This window comes from Chryseobacterium joostei (assembly GCF_003815775.1).
GTDB lineage: Bacteria > Bacteroidota > Bacteroidia > Flavobacteriales > Weeksellaceae > Chryseobacterium > Chryseobacterium joostei.
In genome coordinates this window covers 861,026-881,306 of the sequence record NZ_CP033926.1, presented here as the reverse complement: position 1 = coordinate 881,306, position 20,281 = coordinate 861,026, and the positions used below count along the sequence as shown (strand labels likewise).

At 35.3% G+C, this 20,281-nt stretch carries 22 protein-coding genes; 7 read left to right on the top strand and 15 right to left on the bottom strand.

What is annotated here, in order from left to right:
• Window positions 1–44 precede the first annotated feature (44 nt).
• The 3 genes from EG359_RS04150 to EG359_RS04140 all read right to left on the bottom strand — a co-directional run bounded on the left by EG359_RS04150 (window position 45) and on the right by EG359_RS04140 (window position 2,635).
• Window positions 45–599: a 3'-5' exonuclease gene (locus EG359_RS04150; RefSeq protein WP_076351645.1), complete on the bottom strand. Its 555-nt coding sequence runs from the start codon at window positions 597–599 to the stop codon at window positions 45–47.
• A 167-nt stretch (window positions 600–766) separates the two neighbouring features.
• Window positions 767–1,744 carry a glycosyltransferase family 2 protein gene (locus EG359_RS04145; protein ID WP_076351647.1) on the bottom strand — a complete coding sequence of 326 codons (978 nt, stop codon included), beginning with the start codon at window positions 1,742–1,744 and terminating at the stop codon, window positions 767–769.
• A gap of 6 nt (window positions 1,745–1,750) precedes the next feature.
• The gene (locus tag EG359_RS04140) at window positions 1,751–2,635 is read right to left on the bottom strand and encodes a lysophospholipid acyltransferase family protein (RefSeq protein ID WP_076351649.1); all 885 of its coding nucleotides are present in this window, start codon (window positions 2,633–2,635) and stop codon (window positions 1,751–1,753) included.
• Window positions 2,636–2,715: 80 nt separating this feature from the next.
• Here EG359_RS04140 and EG359_RS04135 point away from each other — a divergent pair, with 80 nt between their 5' ends.
• Window positions 2,716–3,285, top strand: a complete 570-nt coding sequence (locus tag EG359_RS04135) for a thioredoxin family protein (RefSeq protein ID WP_076351651.1) — start codon at window positions 2,716–2,718, stop codon at window positions 3,283–3,285.
• A gap of 95 nt (window positions 3,286–3,380) precedes the next feature.
• Here the strand turns inward: EG359_RS04135 and EG359_RS04130 are convergent, their stop codons facing one another.
• The 4 genes from EG359_RS04130 to EG359_RS04115 all read right to left on the bottom strand — a co-directional run bounded on the left by EG359_RS04130 (window position 3,381) and on the right by EG359_RS04115 (window position 8,973).
• On the bottom strand, window positions 3,381–4,742 hold the full coding sequence (locus tag EG359_RS04130; RefSeq protein ID WP_076351653.1) for an aldehyde dehydrogenase: 1,362 nt from the start codon (window positions 4,740–4,742) through the stop codon (window positions 3,381–3,383).
• Between the two features lie 53 nt (window positions 4,743–4,795).
• Window positions 4,796–6,358: an MFS transporter gene (locus EG359_RS04125; RefSeq protein WP_123867268.1), complete on the bottom strand. Its 1,563-nt coding sequence runs from the start codon at window positions 6,356–6,358 to the stop codon at window positions 4,796–4,798.
• A 306-nt stretch (window positions 6,359–6,664) separates the two neighbouring features.
• On the bottom strand, window positions 6,665–7,711 hold the full coding sequence (locus tag EG359_RS04120; RefSeq protein WP_076351657.1) for an HlyD family secretion protein: 1,047 nt from the start codon (window positions 7,709–7,711) through the stop codon (window positions 6,665–6,667).
• A gap of 5 nt (window positions 7,712–7,716) precedes the next feature.
• On the bottom strand, window positions 7,717–8,973 hold the full coding sequence (locus EG359_RS04115; protein WP_076351659.1) for a TolC family protein: 1,257 nt from the start codon (window positions 8,971–8,973) through the stop codon (window positions 7,717–7,719).
• Between the two features lie 214 nt (window positions 8,974–9,187).
• Between EG359_RS04115 and EG359_RS04110 the strand changes: the two genes are divergently transcribed.
• Window positions 9,188–9,991, top strand: coding sequence for a helix-turn-helix domain-containing protein (locus tag EG359_RS04110; protein WP_076351661.1), 804 nt, complete (start codon window positions 9,188–9,190; stop codon window positions 9,989–9,991).
• A 208-nt stretch (window positions 9,992–10,199) separates the two neighbouring features.
• On the opposite strand, the gene rplI is transcribed toward EG359_RS04110, so the two are convergent.
• The 4 genes from rplI to EG359_RS04090 all read right to left on the bottom strand — a co-directional run bounded on the left by rplI (window position 10,200) and on the right by EG359_RS04090 (window position 12,995).
• A complete protein-coding gene (rplI, locus tag EG359_RS04105; protein ID WP_076351663.1) occupies window positions 10,200–10,703 on the bottom strand; it encodes a 50S ribosomal protein L9 in 504 nt (167 codons plus the stop codon).
• Between the two features lie 111 nt (window positions 10,704–10,814).
• Window positions 10,815–11,117, bottom strand: a complete 303-nt coding sequence (gene rpsR, locus EG359_RS04100) for a 30S ribosomal protein S18 (RefSeq protein ID WP_034706728.1) — start codon at window positions 11,115–11,117, stop codon at window positions 10,815–10,817.
• Between the two features lie 32 nt (window positions 11,118–11,149).
• Complete coding sequence (gene rpsF / locus EG359_RS04095) at window positions 11,150–11,491, bottom strand: 30S ribosomal protein S6 (RefSeq protein WP_034695444.1); 342 nt, start codon at window positions 11,489–11,491, stop codon at window positions 11,150–11,152.
• Window positions 11,492–11,642: 151 nt separating this feature from the next.
• Entirely contained in the window at window positions 11,643–12,995 is a 1,353-nt protein-coding gene (locus EG359_RS04090; RefSeq protein ID WP_076351665.1) for a chloride channel protein, read from the bottom strand.
• A gap of 193 nt (window positions 12,996–13,188) precedes the next feature.
• On the opposite strand from EG359_RS04090, the gene EG359_RS04085 reads away from it, so the two are divergent.
• Window positions 13,189–14,010: an NAD(P)H-binding protein gene (locus tag EG359_RS04085; protein ID WP_076351667.1), complete on the top strand. Its 822-nt coding sequence runs from the start codon at window positions 13,189–13,191 to the stop codon at window positions 14,008–14,010.
• 57 nt (window positions 14,011–14,067) lie between these two features.
• Window positions 14,068–14,421 carry a winged helix-turn-helix transcriptional regulator gene (locus EG359_RS04080; protein WP_076351669.1) on the top strand — a complete coding sequence of 118 codons (354 nt, stop codon included), beginning with the start codon at window positions 14,068–14,070 and terminating at the stop codon, window positions 14,419–14,421.
• A gap of 122 nt (window positions 14,422–14,543) precedes the next feature.
• Here the strand turns inward: EG359_RS04080 and EG359_RS04075 are convergent, their stop codons facing one another.
• The 4 genes from EG359_RS04075 to EG359_RS04060 form a co-directional block, all read right to left on the bottom strand.
• A complete protein-coding gene (locus EG359_RS04075) occupies window positions 14,544–14,888 on the bottom strand; it encodes a hypothetical protein (RefSeq protein ID WP_076351671.1) in 345 nt (114 codons plus the stop codon).
• A complete protein-coding gene (locus tag EG359_RS04070; protein WP_076351673.1) occupies window positions 14,885–15,076 on the bottom strand; it encodes a hypothetical protein in 192 nt (63 codons plus the stop codon). Before EG359_RS04070 ends, EG359_RS04075 begins: the two co-directional genes overlap by 4 nt.
• A gap of 69 nt (window positions 15,077–15,145) precedes the next feature.
• The gene (locus EG359_RS04065; protein WP_076351675.1) at window positions 15,146–16,453 is read right to left on the bottom strand and encodes a dihydrolipoamide acetyltransferase family protein; all 1,308 of its coding nucleotides are present in this window, start codon (window positions 16,451–16,453) and stop codon (window positions 15,146–15,148) included.
• 63 nt (window positions 16,454–16,516) lie between these two features.
• A complete protein-coding gene (locus EG359_RS04060; RefSeq protein WP_076351677.1) occupies window positions 16,517–17,344 on the bottom strand; it encodes an SAM hydrolase/SAM-dependent halogenase family protein in 828 nt (275 codons plus the stop codon).
• 134 nt (window positions 17,345–17,478) lie between these two features.
• On the opposite strand from EG359_RS04060, the gene EG359_RS04055 reads away from it, so the two are divergent.
• The 3 genes from EG359_RS04055 (at window position 17,479) to EG359_RS04045 (ending at window position 19,875) form a co-directional block, all read left to right on the top strand.
• The gene (locus tag EG359_RS04055) at window positions 17,479–18,438 is read left to right on the top strand and encodes a PhoH family protein (RefSeq protein WP_076351679.1); all 960 of its coding nucleotides are present in this window, start codon (window positions 17,479–17,481) and stop codon (window positions 18,436–18,438) included.
• 116 nt (window positions 18,439–18,554) lie between these two features.
• The gene (locus EG359_RS04050) at window positions 18,555–19,232 is read left to right on the top strand and encodes a porin family protein (RefSeq protein WP_076351681.1); all 678 of its coding nucleotides are present in this window, start codon (window positions 18,555–18,557) and stop codon (window positions 19,230–19,232) included.
• Window positions 19,233–19,377: 145 nt separating this feature from the next.
• Window positions 19,378–19,875 carry a hypothetical protein gene (locus EG359_RS04045; protein ID WP_076351683.1) on the top strand — a complete coding sequence of 166 codons (498 nt, stop codon included), beginning with the start codon at window positions 19,378–19,380 and terminating at the stop codon, window positions 19,873–19,875.
• Window positions 19,876–20,281: the final 406 nt, after the last annotated feature.

The following is a 20,281-nucleotide window of genomic DNA, read 5'->3' as shown; positions in this document are numbered from 1 at the left end:
AAGATCAGTTATAGAACAAGAACCCGGGTTTATTTGTATGACTACTACAGTCTTTTGATTTTTGCTTTCATATACTCTTGTACTTCATCATTGCTGGTGAGGAAGAGTTTCTCAAATGCCAGTAAAGAGATCTTTGCACACACTTCTGCATCAGCTCCGGCTCTGTGGTGGTTGAAATCAATGTTATGATATTCAGCAAGAGGCTTTAAACCGTATTTTGGAAGATAATTCCATGATTTTTTCGCAAGCTGAATGCTACAAAGATAGTTCAGATTGGGCGTAAACATTCCATAATGTTCCAGGCATCCCCTTAATACAGATGCATCGAAACCTGCGTTGTGAGCAATCATTAATGTTCCGTACATCATTTCCTGAGCTTCATGCCATATTTCGTCAAAGGTAGGTGCATCTTTCACATCTTCCGGATGAATCCCGTGCACGGCAATATTGAACTTATTAAAATAGGGAAAACTTGGAGGTTTAATCAGCCACGTTTTAGTTTCTACAATTTTAGAATCCTGTACAATACAAATTCCCATCTCACATGCAGAACTTTTCTCATGAGTAGCGGTTTCAAAATCTATAGCACAAAAATCCATTGTTTTAAATTATATGTTGTTACTAGTTGCTGGTTCTCTAGTTTAATGTTCAAAATTTTGGGTTTAAAGTTGACAGTTAATTGAAGTTCTGACTTTTTCTCCTGAAAAAGCTTCCCATATGATTTTTCTTATTACCTATTATCTGCAACCTATAAACCTGTTATCTTCTATTTTCCTCCCAAAAAATGTTTAAAAATTAACCATTCCGATTGGTAGAATTTGTCTTTCTGATGTTTTTGACGAAGTTTCCATGTACCCGGAAGTTGTCCGTAAAAGCCAAAATGAGCTCTTACAACAGCCCAAAGGTGAGGGAATCCATTTTTTAAGCCAAAGTAGATCCCGGCAACTCCATCCAGACAAAGCCTGAAAAAAATCAGCCAGATTAGTTTAGGAAAAGGAAGGTTTTTAAGCATCATAGACAGGTTGTTTCTGATGTTTAAATAAGTCTTTTGGGCACTTTGTTTGTTTAAAGTTCCGCCTCCTACATGATATACTTTAGATGTTCCGGTATAAAAAATCTTTTTTCCTGAATTAATAAGCCTCCAGCAAAGATCAATTTCTTCCTGATGAGCAAAAAATCTTGCATCAAAACCATTCTGTTCCCAAAAATCTTTTGAACGGATAAAAAAACAACATCCTGAAGCCCAGAAAATTTCTGTTTCATCATCGTATTGTCCTTTATCTTCCTCCAGATCATCGAAAATACGACCTCTACAGTATGGATAGCCTAAGTTATCAATCAATCCTCCGGCAGCTCCGGCAAACTCAAAATAATTTTTATTGTTGTAAGATAAAATTTTTGGTTGAACTGCAGAGATTGAGGAATCTTTTTCAAGGAGTTCCAGTGCAGGCTCTATCCAGTTTTCTGTAACTTCTACATCAGAATTAAGAAGACAGTAATATTCATTCTTAATTTCCTTTAGCCCTTCATTATAACCGCCTGCAAAACCATGATTACTAGTGTTTTTAATAATTTTTACACCGGGAAATTGACTACTCAAAAATTCTAGCGAATCATCAGTAGAAAGATTGTCAATGACATAAATATCTGCATTTTGGGAAAATTGAACTACACTTGGAAGAAATTTCTCAAGCCAGTTTCTTCCGTTCCAGTTTAAGATGGCAACAGCCAGTTTTTTCTGCATGTAAATCTATTTTTTTTCAGAATCATAGGTCTTGATAGAATCCTGATACTTCCACTTCCTGTGAGACCAAAGATAATTGTCCGGATGCTTGTGTAGAGTGTTTTCCAGCATTTTGTGGAACTTCTTTACCACCTCATGTTCCACAAACTTTTCATTGTCCGGATATATTCTATAGTAATTGACCTGATAGTAGCCACGTTTTACTTTCTTCATTTCACAGTAGATAAAGGCAAGATCCATTCTTGTTGCCAGCTTATCATAGCCTATGAAGACAGGAGTTTTTTGGTTAAGAAATTCTAGTCCGTAATTGACGTGGGAAGAATGTGGAGTTTGGTCTGCCACAAACATATAAATAGAATCTCCGTCATTTTTATTTCTAAAAATATTAAGAATCACTTCATTAGCTTCCAGGGCCTCATTTCCGAATTTATTACGGACCTTCTTCATTTGGTTTTCCCAAAAATCACTGTTTACTTTCCTGTATACAGGGTGACAGTGCTTTTGAGGAACAATTCTTGCCAAGGCATTAATCCATTCCCAATTAAAAACATGTCCTGCCAGCAAAATAATATTTTTGCCCTCCTTTTGGATATCATGAAACACATCCTGGTTGATGTGCTGCATTCTTACTCTGGATTCCGTTTCAGAAATGCTGAATGATTTTATTGTTTCTACCAGATAATCGGAAAAATTACGATAGAATGCCTTTCGTATTTTTCGGATTTCCTCCTCAGACTTTTCAGGAAAGGAGTTTCTCAGGTTTTGGGTAATAACTGCCTTTCTGTAACCTACCAGATAGTAGTTTAGAAAGAACATAACGTCCGAGAAAATATATAATACTTTAAGCGGAAGTTTTGAGATGAAATATAATATTTTAATTAAGAAGCTCATAAAACAGGCAAATTTAGTAATAATAAAATTATGGTTCTATTTTTGCAGAGGGATAAGTATTATTTTTTTATTTTTATGTTATGAAAAAATTGACATTGATCGCTTTTCTGGGACTAAGCACTTTTGCTTTTTCGCAGGATGTAAAGAATTCCCCGGACAAAGGGAAGCAAAAGACAGCTCTTATTGTACCGACGGAACAGAAAGAATTGGATGCAAAGAAAAAAGCAGCTGAAGAAAAAGCTAAACTTCCTAAGCCTTATAACCCAAAAGCAGATGCTCAGGCAGACATCAAGAAACTGGTTGCCCAAGCTAAAAAAGAGGGAAAAAATATTATGATCCAGGCCGGAGGAAACTGGTGTATCTGGTGTCTTCGTTTTAATAATTTTGTACAGGAAAGCCCTGAGTTAAAAGGAATTGTAGATAAAAACTTTTTATATTATCATTTAAATTTTTCTCCGGATAATAAAAATGAAAAAGTTTTTGCTCAATATGATAATCCTGGTGAAAAATATGGATACCCAGTGTTTATCGTTTTGGACCAAAATGGTAAAATGATAAAGGTTCAGCAAAGTGATGTATTTGAAGAGGGGAAAGGATACAGTTCAGAAAAGGTAAAAGAGTTCTTTAATACTTGGAAGCCTAAAGGATAAATAAAAAAGGTTGTTTCTAATAGAGACAACCTTTTTTATTGCTTGAAATTCTAATTCATTTATTAAATCAAAAATCTTCGATAAAATGAAGATAATCATAACAGTTTTTTGATCCAGCTTAGTTTTTTCTCAGAATAAGGTGGATATTTAATACTCGGTTCTCCCCATGTTAATTTTTCAAGGATAGCTTTCTGATGAGAAAAGGCATCAAAACCGTATTTTCCATGATAGTTTCCAATTCCTGAACTTCCTACACCTCCAAATGGCAGATTATCATTGCTTAGGTGCATCACGGTATCATTGATACATCCGCCACCAAAGGAAAGTTTTTTGGTAAACTGTTCTTTTTCTTCATTGTTATTCGTAAAAAGATAGGCTGCAAGAGGTTTTTCCTGTTCCAAAACAGTATTTAGGGCAATGTTGTAGTTTTTAAAACTAATGACAGGCAGGATAGGTCCAAAGATTTCTTCCTGCATGATTTCGTCATTCCAATCAATAGTATTGAGAATTGTAGGTTCTATATATCGTTTTTCCTCGTTGAGATTTCCCCCGAAGTATATTTTATCTTTGTCAATAAGACTTGCTAATCGCTGAAAATTTCTTTGATTGATGATTTTTGTGTATTGCTCCGAATCAGCATCATATTTAAATTCCAGAATATATTTTCTCAGCATTTCCAAAAACTGCTCCTGAACGGCTTCTTCTATCAGTAGGTAATCTGGAGCCACACAGGTTTGTCCGGCATTTAAAAATTTCCCCCAAACAATTCTTTTGGCTGCAACATCTAAATTAGCATTTTTTGTTACAATGACTGGAGATTTTCCACCCAGTTCAAGAACAACAGGGGTTAAATGTTCCGCGGCCGCTTTGTAAACGATCTTTCCAACTTTGGTGCTTCCGGTAAAGAATATTTTATCGAATTTCAATTTTAGCAATTCCGTGGTTTCATCAATGCCTCCTTCATACACATACAAATATTCGGATGGAAAATTTTCATTGATGATTTTAGACATTGCCTTCATGGTATTTTCAGCAATTTCACTGGGTTTTAGAATACAGCAGTTTCCTGCAGCTATGGCAGCAATAATGGGAGATAATGATAATTGATAAGGATAATTCCAAGCTCCTATAACAAGGATACAGCCTAATGGCTCAGCATAAACTTTGCTGCTTCCTAATTGATTGACCAGATTGGTGCTTACTTTTTTTGGCTTTGAGAGCGACTGTAAGTTTTTCAGATAATAATCAATATCATTTAAGATAAAGGAGATTTCTGTAGTGAAAGTATCAAATTTTGACTTGCCAAAATCCTTGTAAATAGCTTCATATAGGAGATCTTCATGTTTTATGATAAGGTCTTTCATTTTTTCAAGATACATCTTACGAAACTTAATGTTTTTCGTTTGCTGAGTTTTAAAAAAATCCCTTTGATCCTGTATTATTCTTTCAATTTCCATACGTAGCTTTTTGTATTAAACGAAGATGGCTTGTGCGATATTGTCGTTTAAAGTTACATAATATTTCTTACTGCTATTTTTACGGGATGATAAAGGAGTAATAGAATGGCCGTAATTAATGCCAGCCAAAATAATCCGGTAAAAATCTCCATATTGGAAAGTAATATGGATTGGGCTGTTATTTTCGCTTTAAAAGCTCCTGCAGTCATAGAAAGGGATTCGTTGACCGGTAGTTTTGAAATATTGGATCCAAAAATCTGATTCCATTGGCTGTAGAAGATTGGATTGGTATCTGTAAGATTGAAGCTTAGGGTATCAGAATGTTTTAATGTTAGAAAGAGCATCAGGTTTTGCATTAATGCATATCCAATTGCTGTGGTCCAGAAACGAGTTGTAGTTCCGAGGGCTGAGGCATTGGCAACATATTCTTCAGGCATTCCTGAGATTAAGAAAAATACAAGTGGAGTAAACAATAATCCCTGTGCTACTCCTTGTAAAAATAAAGGAGGACAAATAGTGGAAAGGGTAGTGTCCGGATAAAAAGTATAGGTAAACCAAGCGCAATCAACTGCCAGTAAAAGAAATCCTGTAAAAAATACAATTCTTGATGAAACTCCCTTAATAAGACATATTCCTGATAAAAGAACGCCTAAAAGTGTTCCTGCAACATTCCAGTATTGGATGTTTACAATATAATCCCAAGGCCATTTCCAGACTGTTGCCATAATACTGTAGACATTATTAAGTCCTGATCGAATCAAATAAAAGATAAAAAACAGAATCATCCCTGCGATTACATTTTTAGAACTGAAAACCTCAAAATGGAACAATGGTCTTTTTGAGTTTCTCTGTTTAAGCATGAATAATCCACCGGAAAGTAAAAATATGAAGAGACACATGATGATGGTATCAGATTCAAACCACATCAGCCTTTTTCCGTAAATTATAGCATAACCACCGGCCTGCAGACATACCCAAAGCAAAAACCAGCTGGAAATATCCAATTGATACAACGGTTTTTTAGGGAAAAATCTGTTTTTGTTAAAAATGGCTATCCCTATGATAAGTACAAAAACATGAAAATAAACCATCATGAGAACCATATGCTGGAAGTCATAGTTTTCAATACTGGACTTTAGTAAAGAGGTCGTTACTGTTCCTCCCGTAAGCATAATGGAATACATGAATAAGTAGGCCAGGACTTTGGCGTGTCTTGTTTTTAATTCTGCAATAATCAAGGGAAGGAAAATGGCTCCTTCAAGCAATCCGAAAATACCTTCCAGAAACCTGATGACTAAAATAACGTGATAATCATTGGTGATGGATAAAACATAAAGGATGATTACCGAGATGGAAGACATCAACAGAACATAGTACTTTACGCTGAAATAAGCCATAAATCGCTGTAAAACTAAAAGGGTAACCACAAATGTCCCATACATCAAAATCATTAGGTATTGGATGTCGTCCGAATCTACATCCATAAAGGAAGATGTGAAAGCACTGTTGGAATGTAATAGTGACAATAACATCAGGTGGGGAAATAAAGCCAGCACAAGAATTGGCAGCTTTAGCCATTGTGGCACCCATTTATGATAGACAGTATTATGTTGCATAGTTCTTAAAAGGTGAGAAAAGAGGAATTCTAACGAATTATAAAATGGTGAACAGAGAATGAGTCTTCTCTTTTCTGAATATAAAATGCGAAAAGACAAAAGGGCAAAGGTGTAAAAGTAAAAGGTAAAATGGCAAATATGCTAAAAGAAAAAATTTGCAGATTCGCTATTTTGCGGTTTTGCCTTTTCGCTAAAAAAAATAATTTAATTATTAAGTCCGAAACGTGTTGGGTTGAAGATAATTTTGTACTCTAATACTCTAATACTCTAATACTCTAATACTCTAATACTCTCCCACACTCAAACTCATATCTTCTTCGCGCTTACCAGAACATTCATTCCGGAAAGCAGTTTTTCGTTTTCTTTATTATTGTCAAGAATAATTTTTACAGGAAACCTTTGTTCAATCTTTACGAAGTTTCCGGTTGCATTATCCGGTTTTACCAGAGAAAACTGGGATCCTGATGCCGGGGAAACAGAAAGTATCTTTCCCTTGAATTCAATACCGGGATAAGCGTCTGCTGTAATGATAACTTCTTGTTTTTGGTCGATTTGTCCAAGCTGGGTCTCCTTGTAATTGGCAATGATCCATTTTTCCTTGCTTACCATTTGCACCAATGCCTGTCCTTCTTTAATCAATTGTCCTTCCTGAATGGTTTTTTTACCCACCCAGCCATCATAAGGAGCTGTGATTACAGTGTATGAAAGGAAAAGTTTGGCATTATTCAGGCTGGCAGAACTTTGTTGAATCTGGCTTTTTGCAGGAGCAACTTTTGTTTGTTGTTCGCTGGCTCCGGCCTTGATTGCATTTTTCTGTTGTTCCAGTGCCAGCATATTGGCTTTTGACTGTTCGTAGGAAGCCTTTACATTTTCAAAATCCTGTTCAGTAGCAGCATCTTCTGCCAATAGATTTTTATATCTTTTATAGTCCTGTTCAGTTCTCCAGATATCAATTTTTGCAGAGGCAATCTTCGCATCAATTATTTTGGTATCACTCTCCTTGGTATTTACGCCACTTTGGATGGTTGTAATATTTTCAGTGTTCGCATGAAGATTAGCTTCAGCCATATGTACCTGATTCACAAATTCTCTGTTGTCTATAATCAGTAAGGTATCTCCCTTATGTACAAATTGATTTTCATTAAACTTTATGGTTTTGATAAATCCTGAAACCTTACTGGAAACGGGAGTAATATATTGTTCTATCTGCGCATCATTGGTTGTAATATTCTTCCTTGTAAAAAGATAAAAGCTTACCATTCCTGTAACTCCACTGATGATTAGGATCCAGGCCAGTAAAGTAATCGTCTTGTTGATTCTTTTTTCCTTTTGTGTCAGTTGTTTCTGTGCCATAGTTTTTATAAGTTTCCAATCGTATATTGGAGTTGATAGTATTTTAGTTGTCTGTTAATTTTTACCGAGATAAGATTAGATTCAGCTTCCAGATAGGTATTGTCTGCATCTATAAGTTCAGTGATAAGACTTAATTTGTTAGCATATTTTGTTCTTACAATGCGATAGTTTTCTTTGGCCTGGTTAATGGCTTCTTCAGCAATTTTTACCTTTTGATCCGTTTCTTCAAACTTTTTGTAAGCTTCATACACATTATGTCTTATTTTCTCCTCATTCTCTTCAATTTGAAGCTTCGCCAGGTTGATATTTTCTTTGGCTTCCTGCATTTTATATTTGTTTTTGTACAGGTTTTCAATGGGGTAGGTCAGGTTCACTCCCAGCATTCCCAGGCGATAGGCATAAGGTTCAGGGGGGAAAAACATCATATTCGGATACTTTAAGAAATATTCTCCGCCAGCAGTTATTTTGGGTAAATAATTTGCCTTGGTGATTTTCTGGTCCAGTTCCTTTAACGAAAGGTTTTTGTGGGTAATTCCAACAGATTCGTTTTTGTTTAATGCCGTTTCTGTAAGATCATTGATGTAAGGAATTGCTGCTTTATCTGAGATCAAATCCTCTGTATCTACATGCATCTCCTGAGATTCCGGAAGAGAAAGAATAGTTTTCAGCTTATGTTCGGCAATCTGTATGTCGTTATCCAGTTCTGTCCAGCTCATTTTGTGATTAGAAAGCTGTAGGGATGTTCTTAAAACCTCATTCACTGTTACAACACCGTTTGCTTTCAATGCTTTTACCTGCTTGATGTTTACCGAGTCTTCCTTCATCTTGTCATTAATAAGTATCTGTTGTTCCTTTAGATGATGAATTTGTAAAAAGGCAGTAATGATCTCCATTTTTAGAAGTCTTTCATCAAGATGCGTTCTTAAGGTTGAAATCTCAGTATCAATAGCCGCTTTCTTCTCTGTGTTTTTAATCTTTCCGCCCATGTATACCGGAATGGATGCTGATAAGGTGAAATCATACATCCCATTGATGGCATCATATTTTGTAGGTTTACTAAATACGCCATCCTGATACTGAAAAAGATTGGTAACCTGTGTATAGCTCGTATGAAATTCAACGTCCGGAAGTTTTTCCATTGTAAGGTCTTTCTCTTTGGTAGCGGACATTTCCTGTTTTAGATGGCTGATCTGAATATTCTTGTTATTCTTTAGGCCAATCTCTATAGCCTGTTGTAGGCCAAGATGTTGGTAGTCTATCATCTGTGCGTTAAAAAAATTGCTCAATAGTAGGCACAACGCTATGCACTGATATCGGCACGCGTTAAATATCATATTCATAAATTAATTAAAGGATTTTTGCTAAAATGATTTTGATAGGGCAAAGGTACGACGGACTCCATCAGACAGTATTTGTGAAACAAGAAAAAGATTTGTTCATTTACGCCATTTTGAAATTTATTCATACCTTTATTTCATGAATAACAGTCATTTTAAAGAAGTAGAAGAGGAAGATGCTGAATTTTATGTCTATCATGTTCTTACCGGTAACATTACAACAGATATTCATTATCATAGTTCTGCGCAGTTAGTGTATGCAGAGGGAGGTATTGTACATGTTTTTACAGATCTGAAGCATTGGTATCTTCCGGCAAGGTGTTTTATGTGGATTCCTGCAGGAACCCCACATTATCTTTTTTCAACCAGTCCTAAGGTAGATTTATATAATTTTTACTTTAAAAAAGAGGAAGAAGAAAGTGGCTTTTTTGATGAAATTAATATTTATTCAGTTAATGAACTGCTTCGGGAGATGATTTTATATACCAAAGACTGGGATGGAAAAATCACAAAAAATGACGGTTCAAAATATTATTTCCTTAAAGCCTTAAAAGGAGTTTTACCTGAAAAAAGAGATAAAAAGCTTGCATTCCCTGTTCAGCATCCCTTTCCAAAGGATGAAACTTTACTGAAGATTGCAAGATATATTCACGCTAACCTGGAAAAGCCTCTTACCATTGAATCTACGGCCAAGGAATTCGGAATGAGCACAAGAACCCTTTCCAGAAAGTTCAAGGAAATTTTGGGGATGAATTACGTTCGTTTTTTAAGAGCCTTAAGAATTACCCGCTCGCTTGAGCTGATGCTTGAAAGTAAATATAATATGTACGAAATCGCCATGATGGTGGGCTACAATAGCCTGTCTTCCTTTAGCAATATTTTTAAAAAAGTGATTGGAGTAGCTCCTACGGAATATCAGCAGAAATTAAGAGGGGATAGGTGATTGGGCAGGTTGTTGTGTTGGAGGTTTTTTGAGTGTTAGTGTGTTAGAGTTTTTGTGTTGATGGGAAAATCATAATTTAGCTTATATTAATTCTCTGAATAAATATCTTGAATCTTGGCTCTTTGATTTTCATGCTTTATTACATAAAAAAACCACTTCAAATTGAATTGAAGTGGCCTTGTATTGTGAAAAATTTTCGGTCGCTTAATTAAGCTTCTTCAGATTTAACTTCTTCTTTTTTAGCAGCAGGAGCAGCTACAACTGGAGCGTCAGATACGATATCGAATTCGAAATTGTACTCAACGTTTCTGTGTAATCTAACGTTTGCTGTTACTTTACCAGTTCTCTTAATAGTGTTCCCTGGGATTTTGATGTATTTCTTCTCTACAGAAACTCCAGCTTTAGCAAGAGCAGCAGAAAGATCTGCATTGTTGATAGATCCGAATAATTTGTCACCAGAACCTACTTTTGCAGGAATAGTGATAGAAGTTTTCTTCAATTGATCAACTACAGCGTTAGCAGCAGCGATTAATTTAGCTTCTTCTTCTTTTCTAGCTTCTAAAGTAGCTTCTAGAGCTGCTTTGTTTTTAGGTGTAGCTAAAAGTGCAATTCCTTGAGGTAGTAAGAAGTTTCTTGCATAACCTGGCTTTACACTTACTGTATCAAACTCAAGTCCTAAGTTTTCTACGTCTTGTTTTAGGATGATATCCATTGTTGTTGTCCTTTTTTAAGATTTTAGAATGATCTAAAATCAAGTTAGAATTAATTATTTATTCAGCAACAAAAGAAGAGATTGCTCTCTTCTTCTATTTATTTTTTTGTCTTATTTCAATAAGTCAGCTACGTAAGGTAGTAAAGAAAGGTGTCTTGCTCTTTTGATAGCAGCAGAAACTTTTCTTTGGTATTTTAAAGAAGTTCCAGTGTATCTTCTTGGTAAGATTTTACCTTGCTCGTTTACGAATTGTAATAAGAAATCAGCATCTTTGTAATCAACGTGCTTAATTCCGTATTTTTTGAATCTACAATATTTCTTTTCAGATTTTGTATTGATATCAAGTGGAGTAAGGAATTTTACTTCTGATTCTCCTCCTGCAGAGGCTTGTTTAGCCATTTCATCTATTGCCATGTCTTGTCTTTTTTAAAAAATAGGGTTAATAATTAAGCTTTAGCTGCTTTTACTTTAGCTCTTCTTGTTACAGCGTATTCAACAGCGTGTTTGTCAAGTTTTGTAGTTAGGTAACGGATTACTCTCTCGTCACGCTTAAATGCTAATTCTAAATCAGCAACTACAGTACCTTCACCTTTAAACTCGATTAAAGTGTAGAACCCATTCTTTTTCAATTGGATAGGGTAAGCTAGCTTTTTCAATCCCCAATTTTCTTTAGCAACGATTTCGCAGTTCTTTTCTTTGATAAGATCTACATACTTGTTCACTGCTTCCTCTACCTGTGCCTCAGATAGAACGGGAGTTAAAATGAAAACAGTTTCGTAATTGTTCATAATGTTAAATGAATTTGTTAATTATTTCGAGGTGCAAAATTAGATAATATATTTGTAATATACAATACTATTGGTGAAATAGTTGAAAGTTAATATTGATGAGATTGAAGATTTAATGGCTGTGTAAGTGGGAATCTTCTTTCATTTCCAATTAATCCTTTGACCTGATTTCCGTTAAAAAGTTCACTTTCAATACATCATACAAAGAATGTCTGCTTACTAATAGGGACGCAATGGAAGAAACCATTCCCGCAAGCATCAGGTGGAATATTAAAGAATGCCTGTCAGTCATTTCCAATACAATAATGGCTGATGTGAATGGTGCACGGGTAATTCCTGTAAGAAAAGCGACCATTCCGCCAAGGATTACTACATTGGTTTCATTGGGCGTTAAATGGATAGCCCCTGAAATAACAGATCCGATACTTGCCCCCGCAGTAAGTGCTGGTGCAAAGATGCCTCCTGCACCTCCGGAAGTAAAGGATAGGGCGGGACCCAGCATTCTTAGGATAGGAACATACCAGTCTTCATGTTTATCTTTCGTAAAAAGAACCCGTTCCATAATCTCTTTTCCGGAACCCAGAATTTCCCGATTGATAAAATAGGCAATGGAAGCAATGATTAAAGCGCAGATCACTAAAAATATAACATTGGCTTTATCTGTTTTCAGTTTTTTCTTTTTCCATCCATTGATCTTAAGCATGATGACAGAGAGCTGGCTTGCAAGAATGCCTGCTGTAGCGGCCACAAGAACAATGGGAAACATTACCATTAAAGATACATCATTCGTTTTTGGGTAACCAAGGTATAAATAAGATCCTGCTAATGTCTGAGCTGTTAAACCGGCAATGATGACGGCTGTAAATAAAGCTGTTTTAAAGTAATTAATATGCGTTTTTGATAATTCCTCTACCGCAAATACAATTCCTCCCAAAGGGGTGTTGAAAGCTGCTGCAAGTCCGGCTGCTGCTCCTGTCATGATCATGTTTTTCTTGGAAATCTTGGGCCACCATTCAGGTAAATATTCATTCACCTTTCTGAAAACTGAACCCGCAATCTGAATGGTGGGACCTTCACGACCCACTGCACCACCTCCAATAACCAATACAACAGAGGAAATGATTTTAAATATAATAATCTTTAGACTTAAAAGGCTTCTGATTTTTTTATGTTCTTTAGGATTAGCCAATTCTACAGCTGCCATAACCTGTGGAATGCCACTTCCTTTAGCGTTGGGAGCAAATTCTTTTACCAGCCACCACGAAAGAACAAAACCAATGGGAGCAATAATGAAGATCATCCATGCATGCCAGTCAAAAATGAAGTTCATGAGATGTTCACCCCAAGCAAATACCTGAGCATATAACACTGCAAAAAAACCTGTAATAACAGACCCAATCCAAAAGGGAATTGCCTGAAGAAGATTATACTTCAGTTGTTCATTCCGAATATTATCGAAAGATTTTTTTAGGGATTTCTGTATAAGGGTAAAGATTTTCAGCATTTGTTTGTGTTGTGGGATTTTATTTGAAAAATAGGAAAATTAGATGGGATTTGAAAATATATTTTGTGAAAATTGATTGTTTTGTAGGCTAAACGGGCATAGTAAAAAGAACGATAGCTATACTTGATTATAGTTAAGCGATATGAATCATCTGCCATCCATAGATTTGTATTATCAATTAAAAATTATAGAAATGAATGAAAATATTTTAGTCATTGGTGGAGAGGGTAAAAATGGTCGTCGAGTTGTGGAAAAATTAAGAAATATGGGATTTAGTGTATTTTCTACAACAAGAACAAAAGAGGAAGTAAAAACAGATTTGCTTTTTTTTGACTGGAATGATGTGTCGACCTACGAGCCGGCTGTGAGTAATATTGATAAAGTATATATTGTACATCCCGATACATCTGTTCCGGATGCCTATGAACAAATTAATCTGTTGATAAGTTGGATGGTGAAGAAAGGAGTTTCGAAGGCTGTATTACTTTCCGGGAGGGGGCAGGAATCAGTCCAGAAATGCGAAGATATTCTCATAAATTCGCCATTAAAATGGACGATTATCCGTTCCGCATGGTTTAATCAAAACTTTAGTGAGGGGCATTTTCTGCATGGCATACAGTCGGGATCTGTTACTTTTATGGCAGGTTCCGTGAAAGAACCATTTGTAGATTTGGATGACTTGTCTGATGCTGTGGTGGAATGCCTGATTCATGAAAAATATAATGGAAAAATCTATGAAGTTACAGGAGATGGATTGCTGACCTTTGAAGAAGCTGTTGAAACCATTGGAAATAGCCTTGGTCGTGATATAAAGTATAATTTTCTTAATAAAAACGAATATTTAGAGCTGTTGAAAAATATAGGGTTACCCCATTTTGTTGCAGAACATATGACTATTGCTTTTGGCGAAATTTTAGATGGAAGAAATGAAAATATAGGAAGTGGTATTCAAGAAATTTTAGGAAGAAGGCCCAAGAAATTCAGAGATTTTGTAAAATCAAGCCAATTTAGCTAATTATTTTTTTACATTCAGTGAGGATTCTTAATTTTATAGATATTAAAAGTTCAATGTATGAAAGAAAATGAATGCCCATTATATTCCTCAAAAATAATGTTATCTATTGGGGATGCTCTTGAAGCTGTAAATGGTAAGTGGAGAATTAAGATCATCGCTGCTCTTCTGGATGAGCCTAAAAGATTTAAACAAATTTCGAATTTGATTGATGGTATTACAGACAGAATGCTTTCCATTGAACTTAAAAAGCTGGAAATTAATCTTCTGGTACAGAGAACTTCGAAATACTCCTCTCAGGCAGAATACGAACTTACAGACCATGGAAGATCATTGAAGCCTCTCATTATGGAACTTATGAACTGGGGTAAACTACATAGAGAAAAAGTGATTGGAAAACAGGAGGTTCTATGAAAAACCATTATAATAAATAGACTACTGAAGTCTAAAGACTCAAGACCATTACCATTGAATATTAAAAAGATAAAACGCTTCCAAAGCTGGAAGCGTTTTATGATTTATATTGAAGATTTCTATTAATCCAGAAATATCATAATAGCAGCTATACCATAGATTAGTAAAAGAATTCCACTGAGAGTTAGATTAGCATTCCTGAGTTTCAATTTTTCAATGCTTTGAAGAACTATTGCTTCAATAAGAATGAAAAGAAACCAGAGTGAATGAAAAATAACCATATAGATTGCAACACCTAAAACACCCCATCCACTTGCCATGCTCATAGCAATAGAGAATGCGATAGTTCCTAAAATAAGTACGGCAAGACGTATTAAAACATGAGTTCCTACGTTTTGACGGGCCGGTGGATTATTTTTTTTCTCTTCCTGCTTTATTTCAAAAAGTTCTCTTAGTTCAGGGCTCATTCTTTCTGTTTATTGTATAATTTAACAAAAAACTGCAGAATTCCCACAAATCCTAAAAGGTTTAGAACTCCAAAAACACGGTACATCCACATGGAATAGACCTCGAAAAAGCTGAGAATAAACTGAATAAGATCAATAAGAATAAGTGCACTTAAAGAAATTATTGCGATTAAGGTTGCATTTTTCATATCTCAGCTTTTTTGGTTATTGGTTAGAATTCCTTTTTTGGATTCAATTTCAAAAGAAAATCTTCTGTTTTATATTTCTGTGTTCAGATCCCAGTTTTCAAGATAATCGTGAACATGCTTCAGCATCATTCCACCTAGAGAACCGTCTACCACTCTGTGATCGTAAGAGTGAGACATGAACATTAAGTTTCTGATAGCAATTACATCACCATCTGCGGTTTCAAGAACAGCCGGCTTCTTCACAATAGCTCCTATTGCCAAAATAGCAACCTGAGGCTGAGGAATAATTGGAGTTCCCATAAGGTTTCCAAAGCTTCCTACGTTAGAAATTGTATAAGTTGCTCCCTGAGTATCTTCAGGTCTTAATTTTTTGTTTCTTGCTCTGTAAGCTAAGTCATTGATTGCCTTTGCAAGACCGGAAAGTGATAACTGATCTGCATTTTTGATTACAGGAACAATAAGGTTACCGTCTGGAAGAGCAGTCGCCATACCAATGTTGATGTTTTTCTTTTTGATGATGTTATCACCGCTTATAGAAACATTGATCATTGGGAAATCCTGAATCGCTTTTACAATCGCTTTTACAAAGATTGGCATGAAAGTAAGTTTTTCACCTTCACGTTTTTCGAAGATCGCCTTATTTTTATTTCTCCATTTTACAACGTTGGTAACGTCTGTTTCAATGAAAGAAGTTACGTGTGGAGCAATGTGTTTTGCTTTCACCATGTTTTCAGCGATGATCTTTCTCATTCTGTCCATAGGAATGATCTCATCACCAGCGCTCACCGGAATAGTAGCTGTAGGCGCAGAAACTGCCGGTTTTGGCATAGTTGCTTCCTGTACCGGAGCAGCCTGTTGAGCAGGTTGGCTTCCTCTGTTGGCAACATACGCTAATATATCTTCCTTAGTAATTCTTCCTTCTAAACCGCTTCCCTTAATGGTTTTAAGCTCAGTTTCAGAAATATTTTCCTGTTGTGCAATTGATTTTACAAGTGGAGATAAGTAAAGATCTCCTGAGAATTCTACATTTGAAGCAGCAGCAGTTTGTAAAGGCTGTTCAATTGTTGTTAATGTTTCAGTATCCGGAGTAGCAGCCGGAGTTTCAGTTTTTACTTCCTCTGATGCAGTGCCCTCTCCTTCAATTTCTAAAATAGCAATGGCCTCACCTACTTTTGCAACTTCGTCTTTTTGTTTTAAAATTTTTACGATTTTCCCCGAAACCGGTGTCGGAACGTCTGAATCTACTTTATCTGTTGCAATTTCTACTACAGAGTCATCTTCTTTTACGTTATCACCTTCATTGAATAACCAAGTGATAATTGTCGCTTCCATAACCCCTTCTCCCATGGAAGGAAGCAATAATTTGTATTCTGCCATTTTTGATTTTTAGATTTTGACAAATATATAAAAAAAATCGGTTTTTTTATGAAATATATAATCTTAGCTGAATTCAATGTAGATATTTTCCCCTACATTCAATCCAAACAGGCTTTTCGCGCCGTTTTTCTTACTTCCTTTATAGATCGTAAGCTCCAATAACTGACTGTCATTGAAAATAGCGGCTGACTGCCCGTGAAATTCTGTCTCTCTTTCCCAGTCTGAAACTACTTCCGTATGGCTGGAAAATATCCTCGAAAGACTCAAGTTTCTGAATTTTATGGTAAAACCGTTGTATGCTTTGCTGATATTTTCAAAGAAATCTTTGTTGATATTTGAGATTATATTTCCGAAATTATCAATATAGGTAACCTCACCAATGATCATTCCCTCAGACTCATTATAAACGGCCCTTGGAAACATTAATTGCTTTGCGGTATCTATTTTTCTTCCGATAACTTCAGGAAGACCTCCATTGGCCAAATGTACGGCTGCCGGAACAAAAATGTCTGTGGAAGTAAAGTCGATGATATCATCAAAACGATTATTTAGCGTGAGTTCATAGATGGCTTCAGGTTTAATATCAAAAAATATAAGGCTCAAAAGCCCGTTGTCTGATGCCAGAAAGTAAGAACCGTCTGCTTTATAAATAATATTTTTCCTTGATTTATGGTAAAAACTATCCACAGAAAGAATATGAATACTTCCTTTTGGAAAGTATTTGTAAGCGTTTCTTACAATGTATGAGGTCTGTATAAGATTGAATGCCTGGATGTCGTGGGTTATATCAATAATATTAACCTCTGGATTTAGAGACAGAATCTTGCCTTTCACAGCGGCAACTCTGTAATCTAAATTTCCGAAATCCGAAGTAAGGGTAATAATTGACATGAGCAATTTTATAGAATAGTGTAGTATTGCAAAGTTATTTAAAATAAAAAGAAAGCCCGAAAGATTGTTGAAAAGAATTTAATATAAATTTGAAAAAAAGCTTTAATTTTAAAATCTAAAAATAAAAATATTGCATGTTTGAATTAAAATATGATTTGGAAGATATTGATGCGAAAATCTTCTATGGAGTTAGTAACCAATATTTCAACTTAATAAAATCAAGCTTTCCAACCCTTAAGATTACAGGAAGAGATCACGTTATCTTTGCCATGGGAAATCAGGAGGTTTTAGATATATTAAAGCAAAAACTGGACGATATTGTAAAGTTTATCTCTAAAAACAACTCAATAGGACTGAAAGATGTTGAAAATATTCTCAATATTAAAGATGAAAATGAGAAGCAGCTTATCTTCGATCAGGATATTATTGTAAAAGGGGTAAACGGGAAAATTATTAAGGCTAAGACAACCAATCTTAAAAAACTGGTAAAGGAGACCGAGAAAAAAGATATGGTTTTTGCCATTGGTCCTGCCGGAACCGGAAAGACATATACCAGTGTGGCATTGGCCGCAAGAGCTTTAAGGGATAAAGAAGTGAAAAGGATTATCCTGACAAGACCGGCTGTAGAAGCGGGGGAGAGCCTTGGATTTTTACCTGGAGACCTTAAAGAGAAGCTGGATCCGTATTTACAGCCTTTATATGATGCTCTTCGTGATATGATTCCTCATGAAAAGCTAGAGGGATTCATGGAGAAAAAAGTAATTGAGGTTGCTCCATTGGCTTTTATGAGAGGACGTACCCTTGATGATGCCTTTGTGATTCTTGATGAAGCGCAAAACACTACGCATGCTCAAATGAAAATGTTCCTGACAAGGATGGGAATGAATGCCAAGTTTATCATTACAGGAGACCCAAGCCAGATTGACCTTCCGAAAAATCAGCAATCAGGTTTGAAAGAAGCCATGAGGATTCTGAACGGAGTAAATGAGATTGGTTTTGTGCATCTTACAGAGGAAGATGTGGTAAGACACCCTGTTGTTAGAAAAATTATCCTTGCCTATAATGATGAGGATAAAAGAGTAAGAAATGACTAGTCTCAAATGAGTAAAAGCTTCTATTAACCTTTCATTAACCTATAGTTTACTTTAAAAAGTTTGTTAATTTGAAAAAAATAATTAGCTTTGCTGTCCTTAAAATATAACTAATAACAATGAAAAAACTTTTACTTACTGCAGCAGTCGCTGTACTGGGAATTTCTGTAAATGCACAAGAATTCAAATTCGGACCTAAGGCTGGATACTCTTTATCAATGCTTAAAGCAAGTGGAGAAGGGAAAACTTACAATTTCGATGCAAAGTCTACTTTCTACGCAGGAGCTATGGCTGAATATAAATTCAATGATAAGTTTGCTGTACAGGGAGAAGTTTTATACTCTCCAATAGGTGGTAAACAAGAAGAAGCGGTTTCTTATAACTTAATGGGTGTTGACGTTACAGGTACTGAAAAGTCCGATTGGAAATTAGGAACTGTACAGGTTCCTGTGAGTGCAAAATATTATGTAACTGAAAACTTAGCTTTCGGAGTTGGTCTTAATGTGGGTATTATCATTTCAGCGAAAATAAAAACTACAGCAACATTATCAGGAACAGCGCTAGGTCAACCTTTCTCTGACTCAACAAGTGAAACTGAAGATGTGAAAAGCCACATGAATAAGTTGAATTTAGCTCCTTTTGCTGGCGCTGAATACACTCTTGAAAACGGATTATTCTTTGACGCAAGATATAACTTAGGTGTTTCTAATCTTATGAAGAAAGAAGATGGAGAAAACGGAACGTTAAAAAATAGCTTCGTTCAAGTAGGTGTTGGTTTCAAATTTGGAGGAAACTAATTATTAGATTTTAGAAATAAAAATCATTATATAAAGCAGGACAAATTTTGTCCTGCTTTTTTATTGTAAAGAATAGGGTACATGAAATATATACTCTCAAGATGAAAATAATTAGTATTTTTGCACCAGAATTTAAGCTAAAAAAATGAAAAAGGTTTTATTAATAGGTGCTTTTGCACTTTTAGGAGGTGCTGCTCAAGCACAGGAAGGTTTAAAATTAGGTGGACACATTGGGGTTCCTGTGTCTGACGCAAGCAATGTATCTTCATTTACATTAGGAGTGGATGCTGCTTATATGTGGAATATCGCTAAAGGTTTTGACCTTGGGGTAACAACTGGGTACTCTCATTTCTTTGGAAAGGATCACTTTGATGATTTCGGATTTATCCCTGTGGCTGTTTCCGGTAAATATAAATTTAAAGGAGCACCTATCTTTGTAGGATTAGATTTAGGATACGGAATTTCTACAAAAGACGGAATTGATGGTGGGTTCTATGCTCAGCCAAAATTTGGATACCAAATGTCTAAAGGAGAGTTGTATATAGGATACCAGTCTGTAAGCAACAGACGTGACCACGGTTGGTACAGAGACAACTGGAATATTGGTGCTGTAAATTTAGGATATAATTTCTTTATTAAATAAGAACTTATTAAATAATATAGGGAACTCCGGCTGAAAGGCTGGAGTTTTTTATTAATACAGAGGTTATCAATAAGATGATGTTTTGATTTCTATGCTTAATATATTATTATTGTATCCTTTTGAGGCAGAAAAATAAGTTGAAATCATAAACATTTGTTTAAATTTTAAGACTTAATGTCTTAAATGTTAATATTTTAAGAAGCCGTTTTTAGCTGTATTAGGAGAATTCGAGGAAATTTTACTAAAATTAATAAATTTGAAAAGTCAAACATATTAGGCTCTGGTTGATAAATTTTAGTTTATTTATTCATAATATTGTGAAAAACTCAAAAGGCTCTAATGAATACGATTTATCTTTACAAAACGCTAAATTTTAACAATGATATTAATCACATTAACAAATTTT